At 59.5% G+C, this 15,811-nt stretch carries 16 protein-coding genes and 1 tRNA gene; 10 read left to right on the top strand and 7 right to left on the bottom strand.

Annotation, left to right across the window (positions count from 1 at the left end):
- Positions 1–130: 130 nt before the first annotated feature.
- Positions 131–262: a hypothetical protein gene (locus BOP96_RS30420; protein WP_019817128.1), complete on the bottom strand. Its 132-nt coding sequence runs from the start codon at positions 260–262 to the stop codon at positions 131–133.
- A gap of 172 nt (positions 263–434) precedes the next feature.
- Between BOP96_RS30420 and BOP96_RS08055 the strand changes: the two genes are divergently transcribed.
- Entirely contained in the window at positions 435–629 is a 195-nt protein-coding gene (locus tag BOP96_RS08055; RefSeq protein WP_014718591.1) for a hypothetical protein, read from the top strand.
- 10 nt (positions 630–639) lie between these two features.
- Here BOP96_RS08055 and BOP96_RS08060 read toward each other — a convergent pair whose 3' ends face one another.
- Positions 640–1,020, bottom strand: a complete 381-nt coding sequence (locus tag BOP96_RS08060) for a hypothetical protein (protein WP_019817127.1) — start codon at positions 1,018–1,020, stop codon at positions 640–642.
- Between the two features lie 242 nt (positions 1,021–1,262).
- Here BOP96_RS08060 and pvdQ point away from each other — a divergent pair, with 242 nt between their 5' ends.
- The 3 genes from pvdQ (at position 1,263) to pgeF (ending at position 4,819) form a co-directional block, all read left to right on the top strand.
- Positions 1,263–3,542, top strand: coding sequence for a bifunctional acylase PvdQ (gene pvdQ, locus BOP96_RS08065; protein WP_073452385.1), 2,280 nt, complete (start codon positions 1,263–1,265; stop codon positions 3,540–3,542).
- 214 nt (positions 3,543–3,756) lie between these two features.
- Positions 3,757–3,830, top strand: a tRNA-Cys gene (locus BOP96_RS08070).
- A 233-nt stretch (positions 3,831–4,063) separates the two neighbouring features.
- Positions 4,064–4,819, top strand: a complete 756-nt coding sequence (pgeF, locus tag BOP96_RS08075; RefSeq protein WP_073452387.1) for a peptidoglycan editing factor PgeF — start codon at positions 4,064–4,066, stop codon at positions 4,817–4,819.
- 67 nt (positions 4,820–4,886) lie between these two features.
- Here pgeF and BOP96_RS08080 read toward each other — a convergent pair whose 3' ends face one another.
- Positions 4,887–5,456: a DJ-1/PfpI family protein gene (locus BOP96_RS08080; protein ID WP_073452390.1), complete on the bottom strand. Its 570-nt coding sequence runs from the start codon at positions 5,454–5,456 to the stop codon at positions 4,887–4,889.
- A 359-nt stretch (positions 5,457–5,815) separates the two neighbouring features.
- On the opposite strand from BOP96_RS08080, the gene BOP96_RS08085 reads away from it, so the two are divergent.
- On the top strand, positions 5,816–6,535 hold the full coding sequence (locus tag BOP96_RS08085) for an META and DUF4377 domain-containing protein (protein WP_238346832.1): 720 nt from the start codon (positions 5,816–5,818) through the stop codon (positions 6,533–6,535).
- A gap of 218 nt (positions 6,536–6,753) precedes the next feature.
- Positions 6,754–6,921 carry a hypothetical protein gene (locus BOP96_RS30045; RefSeq protein ID WP_014718586.1) on the top strand — a complete coding sequence of 56 codons (168 nt, stop codon included), beginning with the start codon at positions 6,754–6,756 and terminating at the stop codon, positions 6,919–6,921.
- Between the two features lie 50 nt (positions 6,922–6,971).
- Here BOP96_RS30045 and BOP96_RS08090 read toward each other — a convergent pair whose 3' ends face one another.
- A complete protein-coding gene (locus tag BOP96_RS08090; protein ID WP_014718585.1) occupies positions 6,972–7,913 on the bottom strand; it encodes an aromatic alcohol reductase in 942 nt (313 codons plus the stop codon).
- A gap of 96 nt (positions 7,914–8,009) precedes the next feature.
- On the opposite strand from BOP96_RS08090, the gene BOP96_RS08095 reads away from it, so the two are divergent.
- From BOP96_RS08095 to BOP96_RS08115, 4 genes are all read left to right on the top strand, one after another.
- A complete protein-coding gene (locus BOP96_RS08095; protein WP_019817122.1) occupies positions 8,010–8,459 on the top strand; it encodes a winged helix-turn-helix transcriptional regulator in 450 nt (149 codons plus the stop codon).
- Between the two features lie 111 nt (positions 8,460–8,570).
- Positions 8,571–9,179, top strand: a complete 609-nt coding sequence (locus BOP96_RS08100; protein ID WP_014718583.1) for a LysE family translocator — start codon at positions 8,571–8,573, stop codon at positions 9,177–9,179.
- A gap of 756 nt (positions 9,180–9,935) precedes the next feature.
- On the top strand, positions 9,936–10,919 hold the full coding sequence (locus BOP96_RS08110; RefSeq protein ID WP_019817121.1) for a GlxA family transcriptional regulator: 984 nt from the start codon (positions 9,936–9,938) through the stop codon (positions 10,917–10,919).
- Positions 10,920–10,956: 37 nt separating this feature from the next.
- On the top strand, positions 10,957–11,871 hold the full coding sequence (locus BOP96_RS08115; protein ID WP_020302720.1) for an ADP-ribosylglycohydrolase family protein: 915 nt from the start codon (positions 10,957–10,959) through the stop codon (positions 11,869–11,871).
- 3 nt (positions 11,872–11,874) lie between these two features.
- On the opposite strand, the gene BOP96_RS08120 is transcribed toward BOP96_RS08115, so the two are convergent.
- From BOP96_RS08120 to BOP96_RS08130, 3 genes are all read right to left on the bottom strand, one after another.
- Positions 11,875–13,122 carry an NAD(P)/FAD-dependent oxidoreductase gene (locus tag BOP96_RS08120; protein WP_073452396.1) on the bottom strand — a complete coding sequence of 416 codons (1,248 nt, stop codon included), beginning with the start codon at positions 13,120–13,122 and terminating at the stop codon, positions 11,875–11,877.
- Positions 13,123–13,124: 2 nt separating this feature from the next.
- The gene (locus BOP96_RS08125; RefSeq protein ID WP_073452397.1) at positions 13,125–14,696 is read right to left on the bottom strand and encodes an aldehyde dehydrogenase (NADP(+)); all 1,572 of its coding nucleotides are present in this window, start codon (positions 14,694–14,696) and stop codon (positions 13,125–13,127) included.
- A 162-nt stretch (positions 14,697–14,858) separates the two neighbouring features.
- The gene (locus tag BOP96_RS08130; RefSeq protein ID WP_073452399.1) at positions 14,859–15,806 is read right to left on the bottom strand and encodes a dihydrodipicolinate synthase family protein; all 948 of its coding nucleotides are present in this window, start codon (positions 15,804–15,806) and stop codon (positions 14,859–14,861) included.
- Positions 15,807–15,811 lie beyond the last annotated feature (5 nt).

The raw sequence follows: 15,811 nt of genomic DNA on the forward strand, positions 1-15,811 counted from the left end.
CCGAAGGCACCCGGGGAAATGTTATTAACGAATATGTAACGCGTCGGTGCAGCAACACGGGGAAAGTGGGCTTGCTGCGCACAGTGAGCACGCAGGGGCAGCTCGTTAGAGCGGAGTACTCCCGAGGGGATCAGCGACGTTCGTAAACTCGGCCGCCATCATCGTGGCGATCATGCCAGCCACCGCCGCGCGGGAAGAAGAAACAACCGCCCAGGCTCAGCATGATCATCAAGGGAACCAGCAGGATGAGTCGTCGAAGCATTTCACAATTCTCCAAGGGGCTTCAAAGGTCTGTCAGGCGTAGGACAAGCCAAATCTGTTCATCGCCTGTAACATAAGACCCCGCCGACGCCGTGCCATCCCCGTAGTTGGGTATGTGCTTGGCATGCGCGGCGATACACAGTGGATACATCCTTCAGGTCCAGGAATTCGTCATGACCCAAAAGCAACGCTTGAAATACTCGCTTCTGATTGCCCTGGCTGTACTGGGCGCGATGTTCGGCCTGTCTTATCTGCAGAACACTGGCGTGATCAGCGAGAAAACCTTCCAGTACCTGGCCATCGCGATTGCCGTGGTCGTCGTGGTGATCAACGGCATCATGCGCCGCAAGGTCAAGCCTAACTTCTGACGTGTGTCAGTCAGGCACGACCTTCGAGTACCTTGGCAGCCTCTTCATGGAGGCTGTAGCTCTTGTCGGCGTTCAGGGTGATCACACCCTCGCTGCACAGACGCTTGAGTACCTCGCGCACGCTGAGAAACGACAACGGAATGCCCAGCTCCAGCAGGTGGCTGTGCACGCCGCGTACCCCGAGGGTGCGCTGGTTGGCGGCAGCGGTGAGGAGGGCGTCGATGACCTTCAGTCGAATCAGGCTGGTGCGCAAACCGAAACACTTGAGTAAGTGGCGTATGCGCTGGTTGCCTTGCTGTTCGGGCGCGTTGCCGAACGCCTGTGTATCGTTGCCAAAGTGAGTATCGGTGGCCTTTGAATGTCCATCCGTGGGCACTTGCGGGTTATACATGCAAAAACTCCTTTTCTTTTCAGAGCCTGATCAGGAAAAGATGGTGCTCTTGAGTAATAAGACGAACGAGTGAGGCAAATCATGAAACGATGAATGTAGAAAATTTGTCGGTATCAGATTTGTCACCTTTCAAGCGCTGACGATATACAGCCTTGTGCGGCTAAATTATTCCGGTCGATTTGCGTTCTTACGGTAGGGTAACCATCCCTTGTGAGGGTGTTCAATTTGACTGTGGAGTCGGCGTGATTATTTCCAACGGGTTGTCCAGAGTGGGCGTGGCAGGGCTGTTGCTGGGGTTGAGCCTGGCCGTATCGGCACGGGAGCAAGTGACGCAGGCGTCGGCGGATATCCGGCGTACCAGTTATGGCGTGCCGCATATTCGCGCCTTTGACGAGCGTGGCCTGGGGGTGGGTATGGGGTACGCCTATGCCCAGGACAACCTGTGCTTGCTGGCCAATGAAGTGGTCACGGTCAATGGCGAGCGCGCCAAGTTTTTCGGGCCGGACCAAGCGACCCTGGAAGAGCGCAACAACCTCGCCAGCGATGTGTTCTTCAATTGGTTGAATACCCCCGAGGCAGTGGCGGCATTCTGGAAAGCCCAGAGCCCGCAGATGCAACAGCGCCTCGAAGGGTACGTGGCCGGCTACAACCGTTACCTCAAGGAGCAGGGCGCACCCGCGCATTGCCAGGCCGCGTGGGTACGGCCCTTGGTAGTCCAAGACCTGGTCAAGTTGACCCGCAGGCTATTGGTGGAAGGGGGCGTCGGCCAATTCGCCGAAGCCCTGGTCGGGGCAACACCACCCCAAGCCACCGCCGATGTCCAATCCGACGCCAAAGGCTTTGCACTGGCCGCGGCCAACCAGCAACGCTTCACGCTGGACCGAGGCAGCAATGCCGTCGCCGTGGGCCGTGACCGCTCATTCAATGGCCGTGGCATGCTGCTGGCCAACCCGCATTTTCCTTGGCTGGGCGGCATGCGTTTTTACCAGATGCACCTGACCATCCCTGGCCAGCTGGATGTGATGGGCGCCGCATTGCCAGGGCTGCCCGTGGTGAACATCGGTTTCAACCAGCATGTGGCGTGGACCCACACCGTCGACACCTCCAAACACTTCACCCTGTACCGCTTGACCCTCGACCCCAAGGACGCCACCCGTTATCTGCTGGACGGCAAGTCCATCCCACTGGAAAAAACGGCCGTAACAGTCCAGGTCAAGCAAGCTGACGGCAGCCTCAAGGCCGTGTCCCACAACGTCTACAGTTCGCAGTTCGGCCCCGTGGTGCAATGGCCGGGCAAGCTCGACTGGGACAGCCACTACGCCTTCAGCCTGCGCGACGCCAACCTGGGCAACGACCGGGTGCTGCAACAGTGGTACGCCATGAACCGCGCCAGCAGCCTCAAGGAACTGCAAAGCTCGGTGCATACCCTGCAAGGCATCCCCTGGGTCAACACCCTGGCCGCCGATGACCAGGGCCAGAGCCTGTACATGAACCTGTCGGTGGTGCCCAACGTCAGCGCCGCTAAACTGGCAACATGCAGCGACCCACGGGCCGGCCTGCAAATGATCATGCTTGACGGCGCCCACAGCGCCTGCGCCTGGGATATCGACCCGCGCGCGGCCCAGCCCGGTATCTTTCCGGCCGACCAGTTGCCCCAACTGCAACGCACCGACTACGTGCAGCACTCCAATGATTCTGCCTGGATGGCCAACCCCAAGGCGCCGCTGAGCGGCTTCTCGCCGGTGATCAGCCAGGACAACATCGGCCTCGGCCCGCGCGCGCGCTTCGCGCTCCAGCGCCTGCAAGCCCTTGAGCAGCAGCCGATCAGCGTCACCGACCTGCAAGACATGGTCATGGACAACGAGGTGTACCTGGCGGGCCAGGTCATGCCCGACTTGCTGACATTCTGCGCCAACCAACTCGGCACCGACGCCAACGCGCTACAACCGCTGTGCACCAGCCTGAAAAACTGGGACCAGCGCGCCAACCTCGACAGCGGCGTGGGCTTGGTGCACTTCATCAACCTGATGCAACACCTGCAGCAAATCCCCGATGCCCGGCGCGTGGCCTTCGACCCGGCCCATCCACTGACCACCCCAAGCGGCCTCGCCATTGACCGCGCCCCTGTCGCCAAGGCCCTGCTGGAAGCCATGCTGGCCTCCAGCGCTGAGGTCAGCAAACTGGGGCAGACCCGCTGGGGCGATATCCAAGTCTCCGGCCAAACCCCCATCCACGGCGGCCCGCAAGAAGTGGGCATCTACAACGCCATGCAAACCGTGCCCCGCGCCGACGGCAAACGCGAAGTCGTCAGCGGCACCAGCTACCTGCAAATCGTCAGCTTCGACGACAAAGGCCCCAACGCAGTCGGCGTCCTGGCATTCTCCGAGTCCAGCAACCCGGCGTCCGCTTATTCAAAGGACCAGACCCAAGCCTTCTCCGAGAAAAAACTGCACCCGTTGCCCTTCACCGAAGCCCAGATCAAGGCCGACCCGCACTACCAAATCCAAACAGTGAAGGAGTAGGGCAGACGCGCAACCCCTTGATGCCAAGGCAGAATATTTTTTGAAATCAAGGGGTTGCAGGCCTAGGCAAATGAGTACATAATGGCGCCCATCGAACGCAATGAAGCATTAAAAACTTCAATGTATTCAATGGTTTAGAGTAGAGGCAGGCATCACGTAGCCCACTCAAGTTTGTATGCGGTGAATGTCAGCAACAAGGGCATTGATCGTTTGAGGCCGAGTAGCAAAATGGTTATGCAGCGGATTGCAAATCCGCCTACGCCGGTTCGATTCCGACCTCGGCCTCCACTCTTAGAAACCCCGTAGATTAGCGTCTACGGGGTTTTTTAATGCCTGCGATTTAGTCATCGCTTCCGCAATTTTCCGGATCGCTTGCGTAACCCTGCCTTTTTTCAGCAAATTTGAGACGCCGTTAAACGTGGGCTCACCTCATCCGAAACATAGAGTTCTAAGCGAACTTGACCCATCCCTCTTACGGATGATATGCCGGTACCCGGGTTGCCGTCGATAGGATCTGCTCTATGACCTACCTGTCTTCGTTGCTGCTCGAAATCCCCGGCGTGGACCACGGTTTCGAGACTTCGGGAAATTTAACGCTGCCGGAAGGAACACTTTACTGTGCTCAGGTTCACGGTACGCACATCGTCGATGCTGACGGGAAAGGACGAGATGAACGTCCTGTCGCCGATGCACTATTCTCAAGAGGAGTCCAGGGTGCGATAGCGGTCATTACTGCCGATTGCTTGCCTGTTCTGGTTGCTTCGGTTGATCAACCACTTGTAGCGGCAATCCACGCCGGATGGCAGGGTTTGAAAGCAGGTATTCTCGGTCATTCGATCGGCCGGCTAGAGAAAGAAGGTGCTTCTCTTGCGGGATTGAGAATAGCGATAGGCCCATCTATCGGCCCCTGTTGTTATGAGGTGAGCAGGAAGTTTGTCGAAGGTATTGAACATGTCGATAGCCATCTTTGGCAAAACGATTCTGCGCCGTGGACCCCCTATCGCGTGCCACCGGCGAGTGTGCCTTGGGTCGAACCTGAGATCACACATAATGAAGCCTGGTTTGATCTACGAAAATATGCGCTGCGCCACTTGGTGGCGAGCGGTGTGAGTATTGAACAGATTCAGGTGCTCGAACATTGTACTTATTGCCACAGCGCTGATCTGGGCAGCTATCGGCGGCGGAGCCATCAAGTCGAGCCTAAATCCTTCCAGTATTCCTGGATAACGTTCTCGGAATCCGGTTCATTGAATGGCGATTTCAGTCGTTCACAATAGGCAAAAATCGTCCATGGGCGGCGACTCGAACACATCACCTAACCGGCTGTTTTGTAGGACGACGCAGTCACCGATGTTCCGCTGCCAACATTGATCTGAATTGAGAAGTGGTCTCGCAAGATAGCCCGGCAGCTTCGAACACTGCGCAGGTGAAGCTAACGGGTGCAGGGCCTGGAGCAGTTATGATGCGGTCTGCAACCACAGCCACTGGACTGCTTCGATAAAGCGTGCCCCCCTTATAACCCACGGCATTCTGTTGCAGGAAGTCAGCGCTGTTCGATGTATGAGGAACGGTGTCGAGAAGGCTGGCCCTGGCGAGTGCCAGCGTTCCTCCACAGATACCGGCAATTGTCGCTCCACTTGAACGACTAGCATGAAGAAACGCTCGAATATCGGGTGCTTCTGCACGCTCCCAGACCATTCCTCCAATCACGGCTACAACGTCCGGCTTCCAGTCCAGACATTGTTGCAAACTGCTATCGACCGTTACCACCAATCCACCCTGCGAGCGAAATTGCCCCGTAGCAGAAGCGAAAAACCTGACGTCGATCCCGTAATACGGAGACGCAGTTCCAGCAATGAAAGCGTATTCCCAGTCCGAAAAACCGGGTGTCAGTATCAATCCCACGCGTGGCATCAGTCAGAATCCTCCATGAATGCCAATAACATAGGGCGACAACACACATACATCAAGGGCAGCCGTGGGTTGATAACGGCGCGTCATGCGTGAAACTGATCGAAGCAAATGATGTCCGATTGCTATCGGCCAAGGAAGAGGTCCGCCAAGCGCGCATTGGGTCTACGCTCAGTAAAGCCTCAAGCGACCTCCTCATGCCGGTTCAGCCGCGCGCTTATCCTGCCAGCGCAGGATAACGCCCGGGCTCATCAAAGCTGACAGAGTGAACCATGAAACAAAAAATTCTTCTTGTAGCCGTTTGTGCTGCACTCATCCAAGGCTGTGCCGCCCCTTCCAAAAGCCATGAAGAATCACCTTCAATGCCTACTACCTCAGTTGCTGTAGCCCAGCCAACCTTATCCGCTTACGACTGGAACCTAGTCTCGGCAACGGATGCGTCGGGCAAGCCTCTGGTGGCGATGAACAAAGGCATCGAGCGCAAGTTGCGTGTTGCCTTCGGTGACAAGAACCTGAGCATCAGCGGTGGCTGCAATCGTCAGTTCGGCGGCTTTCACTATCAGGACGGGGTTCTGAAGGTTCAGCCACTGGCCTCTACGCTGATGGCCTGTGACAAGAGCCTGATGGACCTTGATGCCCAGGTAGGGCGGCTGTTCAAGGGTGAGCTGCGCGCTGTGATCACCGGCGATAACGTGGCGCCGATGCTGCAACTGACGACAGCGGATGGCTCGGTGCTCAAGCTGCAAGGCGAGGCCACCCCGCAGACCCGCTACGGTAGCGAGGGTGAGGTCAAGTTTCTGGAAGTGGCGGCCAAGACGGTCAAGTGCAGCCATCCTTTGAATCCAGATTATCAGTGCCTGCAAGTGCGCGAGCGTCGTTATGACGACGCGGGCCTGCAACTGGCGACCCAAGACACCTGGCATCCGCTGTACCAGCCTATCGAAGGCTTTGTGCATCATGACGGCGTGCGCACTGTGCTGCGGGTCAAGCAGTACGAATGGAAGAATCCGCCAGCGGATGCGCCTTCGACGGTCTACGTGTTGGATATGGTGGTCGAGCAGGACGCTTCTGGCAGCAAGTAAGCGAACACAAACCCCGTAGATCAGCGTCTACGGGGTTTTTTATTGCCTGTGATTTATACGTGTTTTCGACGAGTGACATGTCTAGATCAAGGGTTCTGGGCCGATCAGGGGTTGTCACGTGCGGATTTGCCGACTACCCTTAAAATGTTTGAATTATTACAAACAATTTCGGTGTGGCTGTTTTTTAGGTCATACGGCTTCAGGACGAGGAACGAAAAATGTTTTCACATGAAGGTACCGCACTAGAGCTGTTGGTCTTGGTTTTTGGCGTCACTGGGGTGTTGTTGGTCGCCTGGTTTATTCACCATCAATACGAGCTCAGGTCGCGCAAGCATGTAAAAAAACAACATGCCTCTGACCAGCAGCGTGAAGCTCAAAGCCGCTAACCGTCCCTTCACCTGTGCCAGCCTTTACGGCTGGCTTCAGAATCCGACTTTCAATGGCCTGCAAGGTTTTCCCGAGCCCACTGCTCGGCAGTGGTGACCGGAATCGACTGTTGCTCGTTGAAGGTGGCCGCCTTAGGCCAGGCCACACCCTTGCCTTGTGCGAATACGGCACGGTACTTCTTGATGTGGTGTGTGGGGTCTTGCTCCAGTGCCTGCATGAGATAGTCAACCGTCCACACGTTGCGTTTGAACGGGCGATCCAGAACACGCTCCAGCATGCTCGCAACCTGCCCATACGTCACGGTGTCGCCGGCCAGGTAGACAATCTGATTGCGCAGGCGGGGTTCGAAGAACACGATGTGTGCTGTCAGCGTACCGATGTCGTCCGGTGTGGTGAGCGTCACGCTGTTCTCCAGACTGCCCAGGGCGTTGACTGTGTTGTTGTCGAAGTCGACGACCTCGAACACCGGCTCGAACAGGAAGCTGGTGAACATGCCTGTCGAGATGATGACCCATTCAGTGTTGTGCTGGGCGCGCAGCAACTCGCGCACATCGAGCTGGGCATCGAACAGATCCTGGGGGCTGCCCCGACCAATTACTTCGAAATCCACGCCGAACTGCCAGGGGAAGTAGCGATTCACGCCGGACTTGAGCGCGGCGGTCGCCAGCTTCATCGGGGTTTCTCGGCCCGCGACCATGCCTGCGCAGCCGATCACGGTATCGAAGCGTGCGAAGACCTTGGCAAGTTGATCGATTGAGTCGTTCACCAAGTCTGCGGCGACCATCTGGATGCCCAGGCTGCGCAGCTCGTCGACCTCTGCCTTTTTTTCGGGCATTTGCGTGTTGATGGTCGATTCCCTGAGCAGCACGCTAATAGTGGAACCGGGCGCGCGTTTGGCCTCACGCGCCAGGTTGCGCAAAACCGGCAGGCCGAGTTCGCCGGCGCCTAGAACGAGGATCGATTGAGAGGGAAGTGGGGGCATTTCAGGCATGATTTCTCCGCAGACCTGTTGGCGATAAGATGAGCCCATGCTGGCACGATTCGGCAGCGCTCATAAGAAGGCACACGTGTGATACCAGGGGTAGAAATGACCGATCATGAAACGCTCAGCCAGGCAGAAATTATCTGCCAGTCGCTCAGGGAAGAAGACGATGGCGTCAGGCGTGAAGTCCTGGCTCACGCCGGTAGCCGCTGGTCATTGGGCATCCTGCATGCCTTGGGTGTGTACGGTGCGATGCGTCATGCCGAGATAAAACGGCAGATGACGGGTGTGACTCAGCGCATGTTGACCAAGACCCTACGCGCCATGGAGCGCGATGGTTTTTTGGTTCGACGCGAGTTCGGTGAGATTCCGCCACGCGTCGAGTACGAGCTGACGCCCCTGGGCAGGGAGCTTTTGATTCGCATGTCGCCTGTCTGGACCTGGGTGGTCGAAAACGTGGAGGACTTTCGCAAGGCGCGGCGTATGTTCGACAGTCAGGAGGGCAAAAAACCGGCATGGCAGGTTCCCACACCGGTTCCCGACGCGTCTCGGTAAGCGCTTAGGCTGTGCAAGTGTATGCCTCGATCCACCCCTAGCTGTACGGGGCGCAGCGCGCCATAACCCACTACTGTCGCAGGCACATCACCACCGCTTGGATGCCGCGCCATGTTCATGTCTACCAGCCTGTTATCAGCCTTCGTGCTGTTCGCTTTTGTCTCTTCGATCACCCCTGGGCCCAACAACACCATGTTGCTGGCCTCAGGCGTGAATTTCGGCTTTCGCCGTTCGATGCCCCATGCACTGGGGATCAGTATCGGCTTCATGCTGTTGGTGATCTGTGTGGGGCTGGGCTTGGGCGAGGTGTTCAAGCTGTTCCCGTGGGCTTACACGCTGTTGCGTTATGTCGGCGCCGCGTATTTGTTGTACCTGGCGTGGAAGATTGCCAATGCGGGCGGCATGTCTGACAACCCGGATGAACACGGCAAGCCGATGACCTTCCTCGGTGCGGCGGCCTTCCAGTGGGTCAATCCCAAAGCCTGGATCATGGCGTTGGGGGCGATTACCACCTACACGCCGGCCGAGGGTTATGTCACCAATGTGCTGGTGATCGCCCTGGTTTTTGCGGTGGTCAACCTGCCGAGTGTGTGCGTATGGGTGGGGTGTGGCAGTGGCTTGCGCAACTTGCTGCGCGAGCCGCGCTGGTTACGGATGTTCAACTGGTCCATGGCCGGGCTGTTGGTGCTGTCGCTGTATCCGATGCTGTTTGTGGGCTGAGGCGGGCGTAGGTAACCACGATGCGAAGCCTGCGTTCGGGCACACCGAGCCAAGGCGAGGTGCCGAGGGGTGGGGCAAGAGCCCTTTGGTTACTTTGGGCTGGGCCGGCATTCCGGCTCTTTTCCAAAGTGACCCGCCGTCAGGCGGAACCCTAAGTGGCCGTTACCGCAGCGATGGATATGCACACAATCCAATTGTGTCGGCTGTCAGGCCGCCTTCGCGAGCAAGCCCGCTCCCACAGTTTGATCGCGGGGTGTCAGGTAGATAGGCGTCGGCTGTCAGGCCGTCATCGCAGGCAAGCCAGCTCCCACAGTTGGATCGTGGGGCGTCGGGTATGAGGCCGTCACGGGAGCAAGCTCCCTCGCCACGTTGATGCGGGCTTAGACCGGTGAGATGGTCGCCAACATGCCGATGCCAATGGTCAACACCAAAAAGCCAAACAGGAAAATTGCCATCTTGGTCATAAGGCCTCCGAGGGGAAGGGGACGACAGGAATGTCGGGATGGGGCTATTGTCCGCCTCAAGCGGTTTTCAATACAGGCGCAGATTGAAAAGAAAAAACCGTATCAGATCAGCGCGCAGCGCCTGGGCCGTGGCTTTTGAAGCGAACAGTTTTTATCAAGATCAGTGCAATGGCCGCTACCCGCCTTGAGCGTCACCTGAGACAGCCACTGCATTTGCCCCTAAGATAGCGCCCACTGCACAACAATAAGCGTGGGCCGACCCTCGATGGAAAGACGCCAGTTCAGCGGTGGCATGCAAGGCAAGAACCTGCGCTACCTCAGTGATAACCCCCAGCAATCAACCTCGGTCACCCGTGTCGGTTTCCTGCTGCTCGAACACTTCTCCTTGCCGGCCTTTACCCAGACCCTCGATACGCTGGTGACTGCCAATCTGTTGCGCCCTGATCTGTTCGCTACGCGCACCTTCGGCTGGGGTGAGGGCGAAGTCATCAGCGACCTGGGCCTGGTCATTCGCCCGGATGCGAACCTGATGCTGACGACCTTGCAGGACTTGGACCTATTGGTGATCTGCGGTGGTTTTCGTACCGAACTCAAGGCCAGCGAGCCATTTATCCAATGGCTGCGCAGTGCGGGTGAAGCGGGCGTGCGCCTCGCCGGTTTGTGGAACGGCTCGTGGTTCCTCGGGCGTGCGGGGCTGCTGCAGGGTTATCGCTGTGCCATCCATCCCGAGCATCGGCCGGCACTGGCCGAAGTGTCCAAGGCGGCGCAGGTCACCAGCGAACCCTACGTCATCGACCGCGACCGCCTCACCGCGTCCAGCCCCTCGGGGGCTTTCCATATGGCCCTGGACTGGATCAAGAGCCTGCATGGCAAAGCCTTGGTCGAAGGCATCGAAGATATTCTGGCGTTCGAAGAATCGCGCTACCGCCGCATCAAACCCACCGAAAACATCTGTGTCAGCGCGCCGCTGCGCGAGGTGGTGAAGTTGATGGACGCCAACCTCGAAGAACCCCTGGAACTCGATCAACTCGCCGTCTACGCCGGCCGTTCCCGCCGCCAGTTGGAGCGCCTGTTCAAAGAACAGCTGGGTACCACGCCGCAGCGCTACTACATGGAACTGCGCGTCACTGAGGCGCGACGCCTGTTGCAGCACACCGAGTTATCCCAAGTGGATGTGCTGGTGGCGTGCGGGTTTGTCTCGCCGAGCCATTTCAGCAAATGCTACAGCGCGTATTTCGGCTATCGCCCCTCCAAGGAGAAGCGGTTGGTCAAGTAGCCTGGCGGGTGTAGCAAGATTTTCACGAGGAGTGGCAATGGATATCACGCTTTTGGATCGTTATCGCGGCAGCCTACTTGGGCTGGCGTGTGGCGATGCTGTAGGGACGACGGTTGAATTCATGCCCCGCGGCAGCTTTTCTCCCGTGACGGATATGCTAGGCGGCGGACCGTTTAGTCTCAAGCCTGGCCAATGGACTGACGATACGTCCATGGCACTGTGTCTGGCCGAAAGCCTGTTGCGCAAAGGCGGTTTTGACGCGATGGACCAGATGGGACGTTATCTGAATTGGTGGAAGTGGGGTTACTTGAGTTCTACCGGAGAGTGCTTTGATATCGGCATGACGGTTCGCGAAGCGCTGGAGCAATTTCAGCAAAGTGGCAACGCTTTTGCGGGCTCAACACATCCGTATTCGGCCGGCAATGGTTCAATGATGCGTCTCGCACCTGTCGTGTTGTTTTACTTTCCAGATAGGGCGGACATCCACCTGTTTGCCGAGCAAAGCTCGCGAACTACGCATGCCGCGCAGGAGGCTATCGAGTGCTGCCTGCTGCTGGCCGAGGCTATCAGCAATGCCCTGAGCGGCGTGCCAAAGAAACAGGTGCTGAGTTTTTCCCACACCGCGCTGTCGGCTCCTAAGGTCAAGGCTATCGCCTCTGGCGACTATCGCGATAAGACCTCTGCTCAAATCGTTGGCTCAGGTTATGCGGTGGCTTCGCTGGAGGCTGCATTCTGGTGTTTCGATCAGACCTCCAACTTTGCTGAAGCGATACTGGCCGCCGCCAACCTTGGGGATGACGCAGACACTACTGCCGCAATCGTTGGGCAACTGGCGGGGGCGTATTACGGCGTCCAGGCTATCCCTGTCGGTTGGTTGAACAAGCTATGGATGCGCGATGAAATCCAAGAAACGGCTGATGCGTTATTCAGCACTTCGCGCTTACCACAGTAAGGTTCAGAAACGATCCAGCCGATAAGGCTGCAGTTCTGGCACCCGCTCACCCGCAGCAAGCTGCCCAACCCACTCGGCCGTCACCGCCGCTTGTGTCAGTCCCAAATGCTGGTGACCAAATGCAAGCAGCACTTTGCCTTCGCACACCCGGTCAATGATCGGCAGCGAGTCGGGCAGGGAAGGGCGAAACCCCATCCAGGGCGTGGCTGCGCTGTCGCTCAGGTCATGTCGGAACAGCCCTTTGCTCAACCGGTGCAACTGCCAGGCCCGTTGCATATTGGCCGGGCGGTCGAGGCCGGCGAATTCGACCGTGCCGGCCAGGCGCAGGCCACCGGTCATGGGCGTCATGATGAATTTGCGCTCCAGTGAAGTGACCGCGAAGGGCAGGCGCTGTTGTTCGTGGGGCAGCATCAGGTGGTAACCGCGTTCGGTGTCCAGCGGTACCTGTTTGCCGGTGAGAGCTGCGGTGAGTTTGGCCGAGTGGGCGCCGCAGGCGATCAGCACTTGCTGCGCTGTCAGTACGCCTTGGTCGGTCGTCAGGGAAACGCCGCTACCCTCCAGGCGTCCGTCCAGAACGCGCTGCTGAAGAAATTGCACCCCCTCAGCCTTGGCCGCGTTCACCAGTTCGCCAACCACCGTGTACGGGTCCAAAAAATGTCCGGTAGCGGGAAAGAACAAACCGCCTTGTATGGCGTCGCTCAGTTGCGGCGCAGCCTTGCGCACCGCATCGCCGCTCCAGAAGTCCACGGCGACGCCTTGCTGCCGCATGCGTTGCTGCACTGCATCCAGTGCAGCGCGGGATTCGGCGCGCTCATACACCAATAGCGAACCGTCTTCACGCAGCAATTGCGTTTGACCCATCGATTGCAGCAAGCGTTGCCACGCGCCCAGGCTACCTTCGTTCAGCGCGCGAAGGCCGGCCACGGTGCGCTGGTAACGCGCTGGCCGCAGGTTGAGCAACAGGCGGATAAACCAGGGCAGGGCGCGGGGCAGATAGGTCCAGTCCAGGCGCAGCGGGCCCATGGGGTCCAGGAGCATGGCGGGCAAGCGCTTGAGGATCGACAGGTCGGCGATGGGAAACACCTGTTCCGTCGCCAGGTGGCCGGCGTTGCCGTAGGAGGCACCCATGCCGGGTGCCTGCGGGTCGAGCACGACGACTCGGCGGCCTTGGCGTGCCAGCTGCAAGGCGCAGGCGACGCCGATAATGCCGGCGCCGACTACTACGATGTCTGCTTGCTTGGGATCGGCCATGATCATGCTTCTCGCTGGCCGTCGAGCAGGCGCCGCAACCGCAGCGGGTTGTCGTGCTGCAGCGCGGTGGGCAGCAAGGCGTCCGGGACGTCCTGGTAACACACCGGGCGCAGGAATCGCAGGATCGCCGCCGTGCCCACCGAGGTACTGCGCGCATCCGAAGTCGCCGGAAAGGGCCCGCCATGCACCATGGCGTCGCACACTTCTACGCCGGTCGGCCAGCCGTTCACCAGCAGGCGCCCAGCCTTGCGCTCCAGCACCGGCAGCAATGCCCGCGCCTTTGGCAGGTCGTGGTCATCCATGTGCAGGGTGGCGGTGAGTTGACCTTCCAGGTGCTCGGACACCTGGCGCATGTGCTCGACATCGCGGCACTGCACCACCAGCGAGGCGGCGCCGAATACTTCGGCTTGCAGGTGTTCATTGTTCAGGAACGCCTCGGCCTGGGTCACGAACAGATGGGGCTGGCCCTGGTTTGGCCCGGTCGCTGGCAAGCCTTTGGCGGCTATGGTGGCGTGCTGGGCCAGGGTCTTCAGGCCGGTTTCGCAGGCGCTGAAAATACCCGGTGTGAGCATGGTCTGGGACGGGCAACGCGAGAGACGCTCACTGGCGGATTGGACAAAACGGTCCAGAGCGGCGCCTTGCAGGGCGATCACCAGGCCAGGGTTGGTACAGAACTGGCCGGCGCCTTGGGTCAGCGACGCGACGAACCCATCGGCCAAGGCTTCGCTCCGAGCTTCAAGCGCAGCAGGAAACAGGTACACCGGGTTGATCGAGCTCATTTCCGCGTACACCGGGATCGGCTCCGGGCGTGCCTGCGCCGCTTGGTACAGGGCGATACCGCCACTGCGCGACCCCGTGAAGCCTACGGCCTTGATGCGCGGGTCGCGCACCAATGCGATACCCACCTCGTTACCCGCGCCGTAGAGCAGTGAAAACACACCTTCCGGCAAGCCACACTCTTTAACCGCCTGGGCGATGGCGCGGCCCACCAGTTCGCTAGTGCCGGGGTGCGCGTTATGCGCCTTGACGATCACCGGGCAACCGGCGGCAAGGGCCGATGCGGTATCGCCGCCCGCCACTGAGAAGGCCAGAGGGAAGTTGCTGGCTCCGAACACGGCTACCGGGCCCAGGGCGATATGGCGCTGGCGCAGGTCGGCGCGGGGCAGGGGCTGGCGCTGGGGCTGTGCGGTATCGACGCGCACGTCGAGCCATTCGCCCAGGCGCACGGTGCGGGCAAAAGCGCGCAGTTGCCCGCAGGTACGGCCGCGTTCACCTTCAATGCGTGCGCGCGGCAAGCCGGTTTCGGCGCAGGCGCGTTCGATCAACTCATCGCCCAGGGCTTCGATGTGGGTGGCGATGGTTTCAAGCAACGTGGCGCGATCTGCCAAGGTGGTTTCGCGGTAAGCGTCGAACGCGGCCCACGCCAGTGCGCAGGCCTGGTCGACGTGCTGCTCATCCCCGCCAGCGTAGGCGGGTTCCAGTGGGGTGTTGGTAGCGGGGTTGATCGCCCGGATCGCATCGCGATGGCCGCAAACGGATTGCTGTCCGATCAGCATCTTGCCTGTCAGAGTCATGGGGGCATCCTGAAAAACAGAGGAGTGTTGTAGGCGCGAGCTTTTGTGACGAGCAAGCATGCTTGCGCTGGGGTGCGAAGCGCCCCCAATAAAAGCCGGAGACTGCTGCGCAGTCAGCGGGAGCAAGCTCCCTCGCCACAGCAAGCTCGCTCCTACAGAAAATCAAACGACGTTCTGTTCGGCCGACCAGTTGGCATACCACTGGCGGAACAGCGCGTACTGCTGCTCGGCATACCGGCGCTGGGCAGCGCTGAGGTCGTCGGTTTCGTTGAAGTGCAGGGCGTAACCCTGGTCGCCGTTGAGCACCATCAGATGCTTGTAATACAGCACCAGGTCGCAGCCCTCGTCGAACGACGACAACACCGCCAGTGCAGCTTCCAGCTCGCGGGCCTGGCGACGCGCCTTGGCATCGCCCTTGGCGGCTTTTTTGCTCAGCGCCACCAGTTGCAGCACTTCGCGGGGCAGTGCGTTGCCGATGCCGGTAATGGCGCCGGTGGCGTTGCAGTTGACGAAGCCGTGCACCACTTGGGTATCGACGCCGACCATCAGAGTCACATCGTCATCCTGGGAGGTGATGTTTTCGGCGGCGTAGCGCAGGTCGGCGGCGCCGCCGAACTCCTTGAAGCCGATCAGGTTCGGGTGCTCGCGGCGCAGTTCGAAGAACAAATCAGCGCGGGTGGCGAAACCGTAGTAGGGGCTGTTGTAGATCACCGCCGGCAGGTTGGGGGCGGCGTTGAGGATCGCTGCAAAGTGGGCCTTTTGCGCAGTGACCGAAGCCCCTCGGGACAGCACACGGGGAATCACCATCAAACCATGGGCGCCGACTTTGGCGGCATGGGCTGCGTGGGATACGGCTTCACGGCTGTTCACCGCCCCCGTACCGACGATGGTCGGCACACCCGCAGCCACCAGGCGCGCCACGCCTTCCTGGCGCTGGGCCTCGGTGAGCAGCGGCCAGTCGCCCATGGAGCCGCAATACACCACGGCACTCATGCCGATGTCGATCAGCTCGCGACCCTTGGCCACCAGGGCATCGAAGTCCGGTTGGCGCTCGGCGGTGCAAGGGGTCATCAGGGCGGGCATGCAGCCGGTGAAGATGTTGTCGCTCATGGTGC

The organism is Pseudomonas sp. FSL W5-0203, from assembly GCF_001896155.1.
In the GTDB taxonomy this organism is placed as follows: Bacteria; Pseudomonadota; Gammaproteobacteria; order Pseudomonadales; family Pseudomonadaceae; genus Aquipseudomonas; species Aquipseudomonas paracarnis.

Excerpts from the sequence above, each read along its gene's own strand:
- BOP96_RS30420 (WP_019817128.1), bottom strand. The coding sequence starts at position 262 with ATGCTTCGACGACTCATCCTGCTGGTTCCCTTGATGATCATGCTGAGC.
- BOP96_RS08055 (WP_014718591.1), top strand. The coding sequence starts at position 435 with ATGACCCAAAAGCAACGCTTGAAATACTCGCTTCTGATTGCCCTGGCT.
- BOP96_RS08060 (WP_019817127.1), bottom strand. The coding sequence starts at position 1,020 with ATGTATAACCCGCAAGTGCCCACGGATGGACATTCAAAGGCCACCGAT.
- pgeF (WP_073452387.1), top strand. The coding sequence starts at position 4,064 with ATGACCTACCTGTCTTCGTTGCTGCTCGAAATCCCCGGCGTGGACCAC.
- BOP96_RS08080 (WP_073452390.1), bottom strand. The coding sequence starts at position 5,456 with ATGCCACGCGTGGGATTGATACTGACACCCGGTTTTTCGGACTGGGAA.
- BOP96_RS08085 (WP_238346832.1), top strand. The coding sequence starts at position 5,816 with ATGCCTACTACCTCAGTTGCTGTAGCCCAGCCAACCTTATCCGCTTAC.
- BOP96_RS30045 (WP_014718586.1), top strand. The coding sequence starts at position 6,754 with ATGTTTTCACATGAAGGTACCGCACTAGAGCTGTTGGTCTTGGTTTTT.
- BOP96_RS08090 (WP_014718585.1), bottom strand. The coding sequence starts at position 7,913 with ATGCCTGAAATGCCCCCACTTCCCTCTCAATCGATCCTCGTTCTAGGC.
- BOP96_RS08095 (WP_019817122.1), top strand. The coding sequence starts at position 8,010 with ATGACCGATCATGAAACGCTCAGCCAGGCAGAAATTATCTGCCAGTCG.
- BOP96_RS08100 (WP_014718583.1), top strand. The coding sequence starts at position 8,571 with ATGTTCATGTCTACCAGCCTGTTATCAGCCTTCGTGCTGTTCGCTTTT.
- BOP96_RS08110 (WP_019817121.1), top strand. The coding sequence starts at position 9,936 with ATGCAAGGCAAGAACCTGCGCTACCTCAGTGATAACCCCCAGCAATCA.
- BOP96_RS08115 (WP_020302720.1), top strand. The coding sequence starts at position 10,957 with ATGGATATCACGCTTTTGGATCGTTATCGCGGCAGCCTACTTGGGCTG.
- BOP96_RS08120 (WP_073452396.1), bottom strand. The coding sequence starts at position 13,122 with ATGGCCGATCCCAAGCAAGCAGACATCGTAGTAGTCGGCGCCGGCATT.
- BOP96_RS08125 (WP_073452397.1), bottom strand. The coding sequence starts at position 14,696 with ATGACTCTGACAGGCAAGATGCTGATCGGACAGCAATCCGTTTGCGGC.
- BOP96_RS08130 (WP_073452399.1), bottom strand. The coding sequence starts at position 15,806 with ATGAGCGACAACATCTTCACCGGCTGCATGCCCGCCCTGATGACCCCT.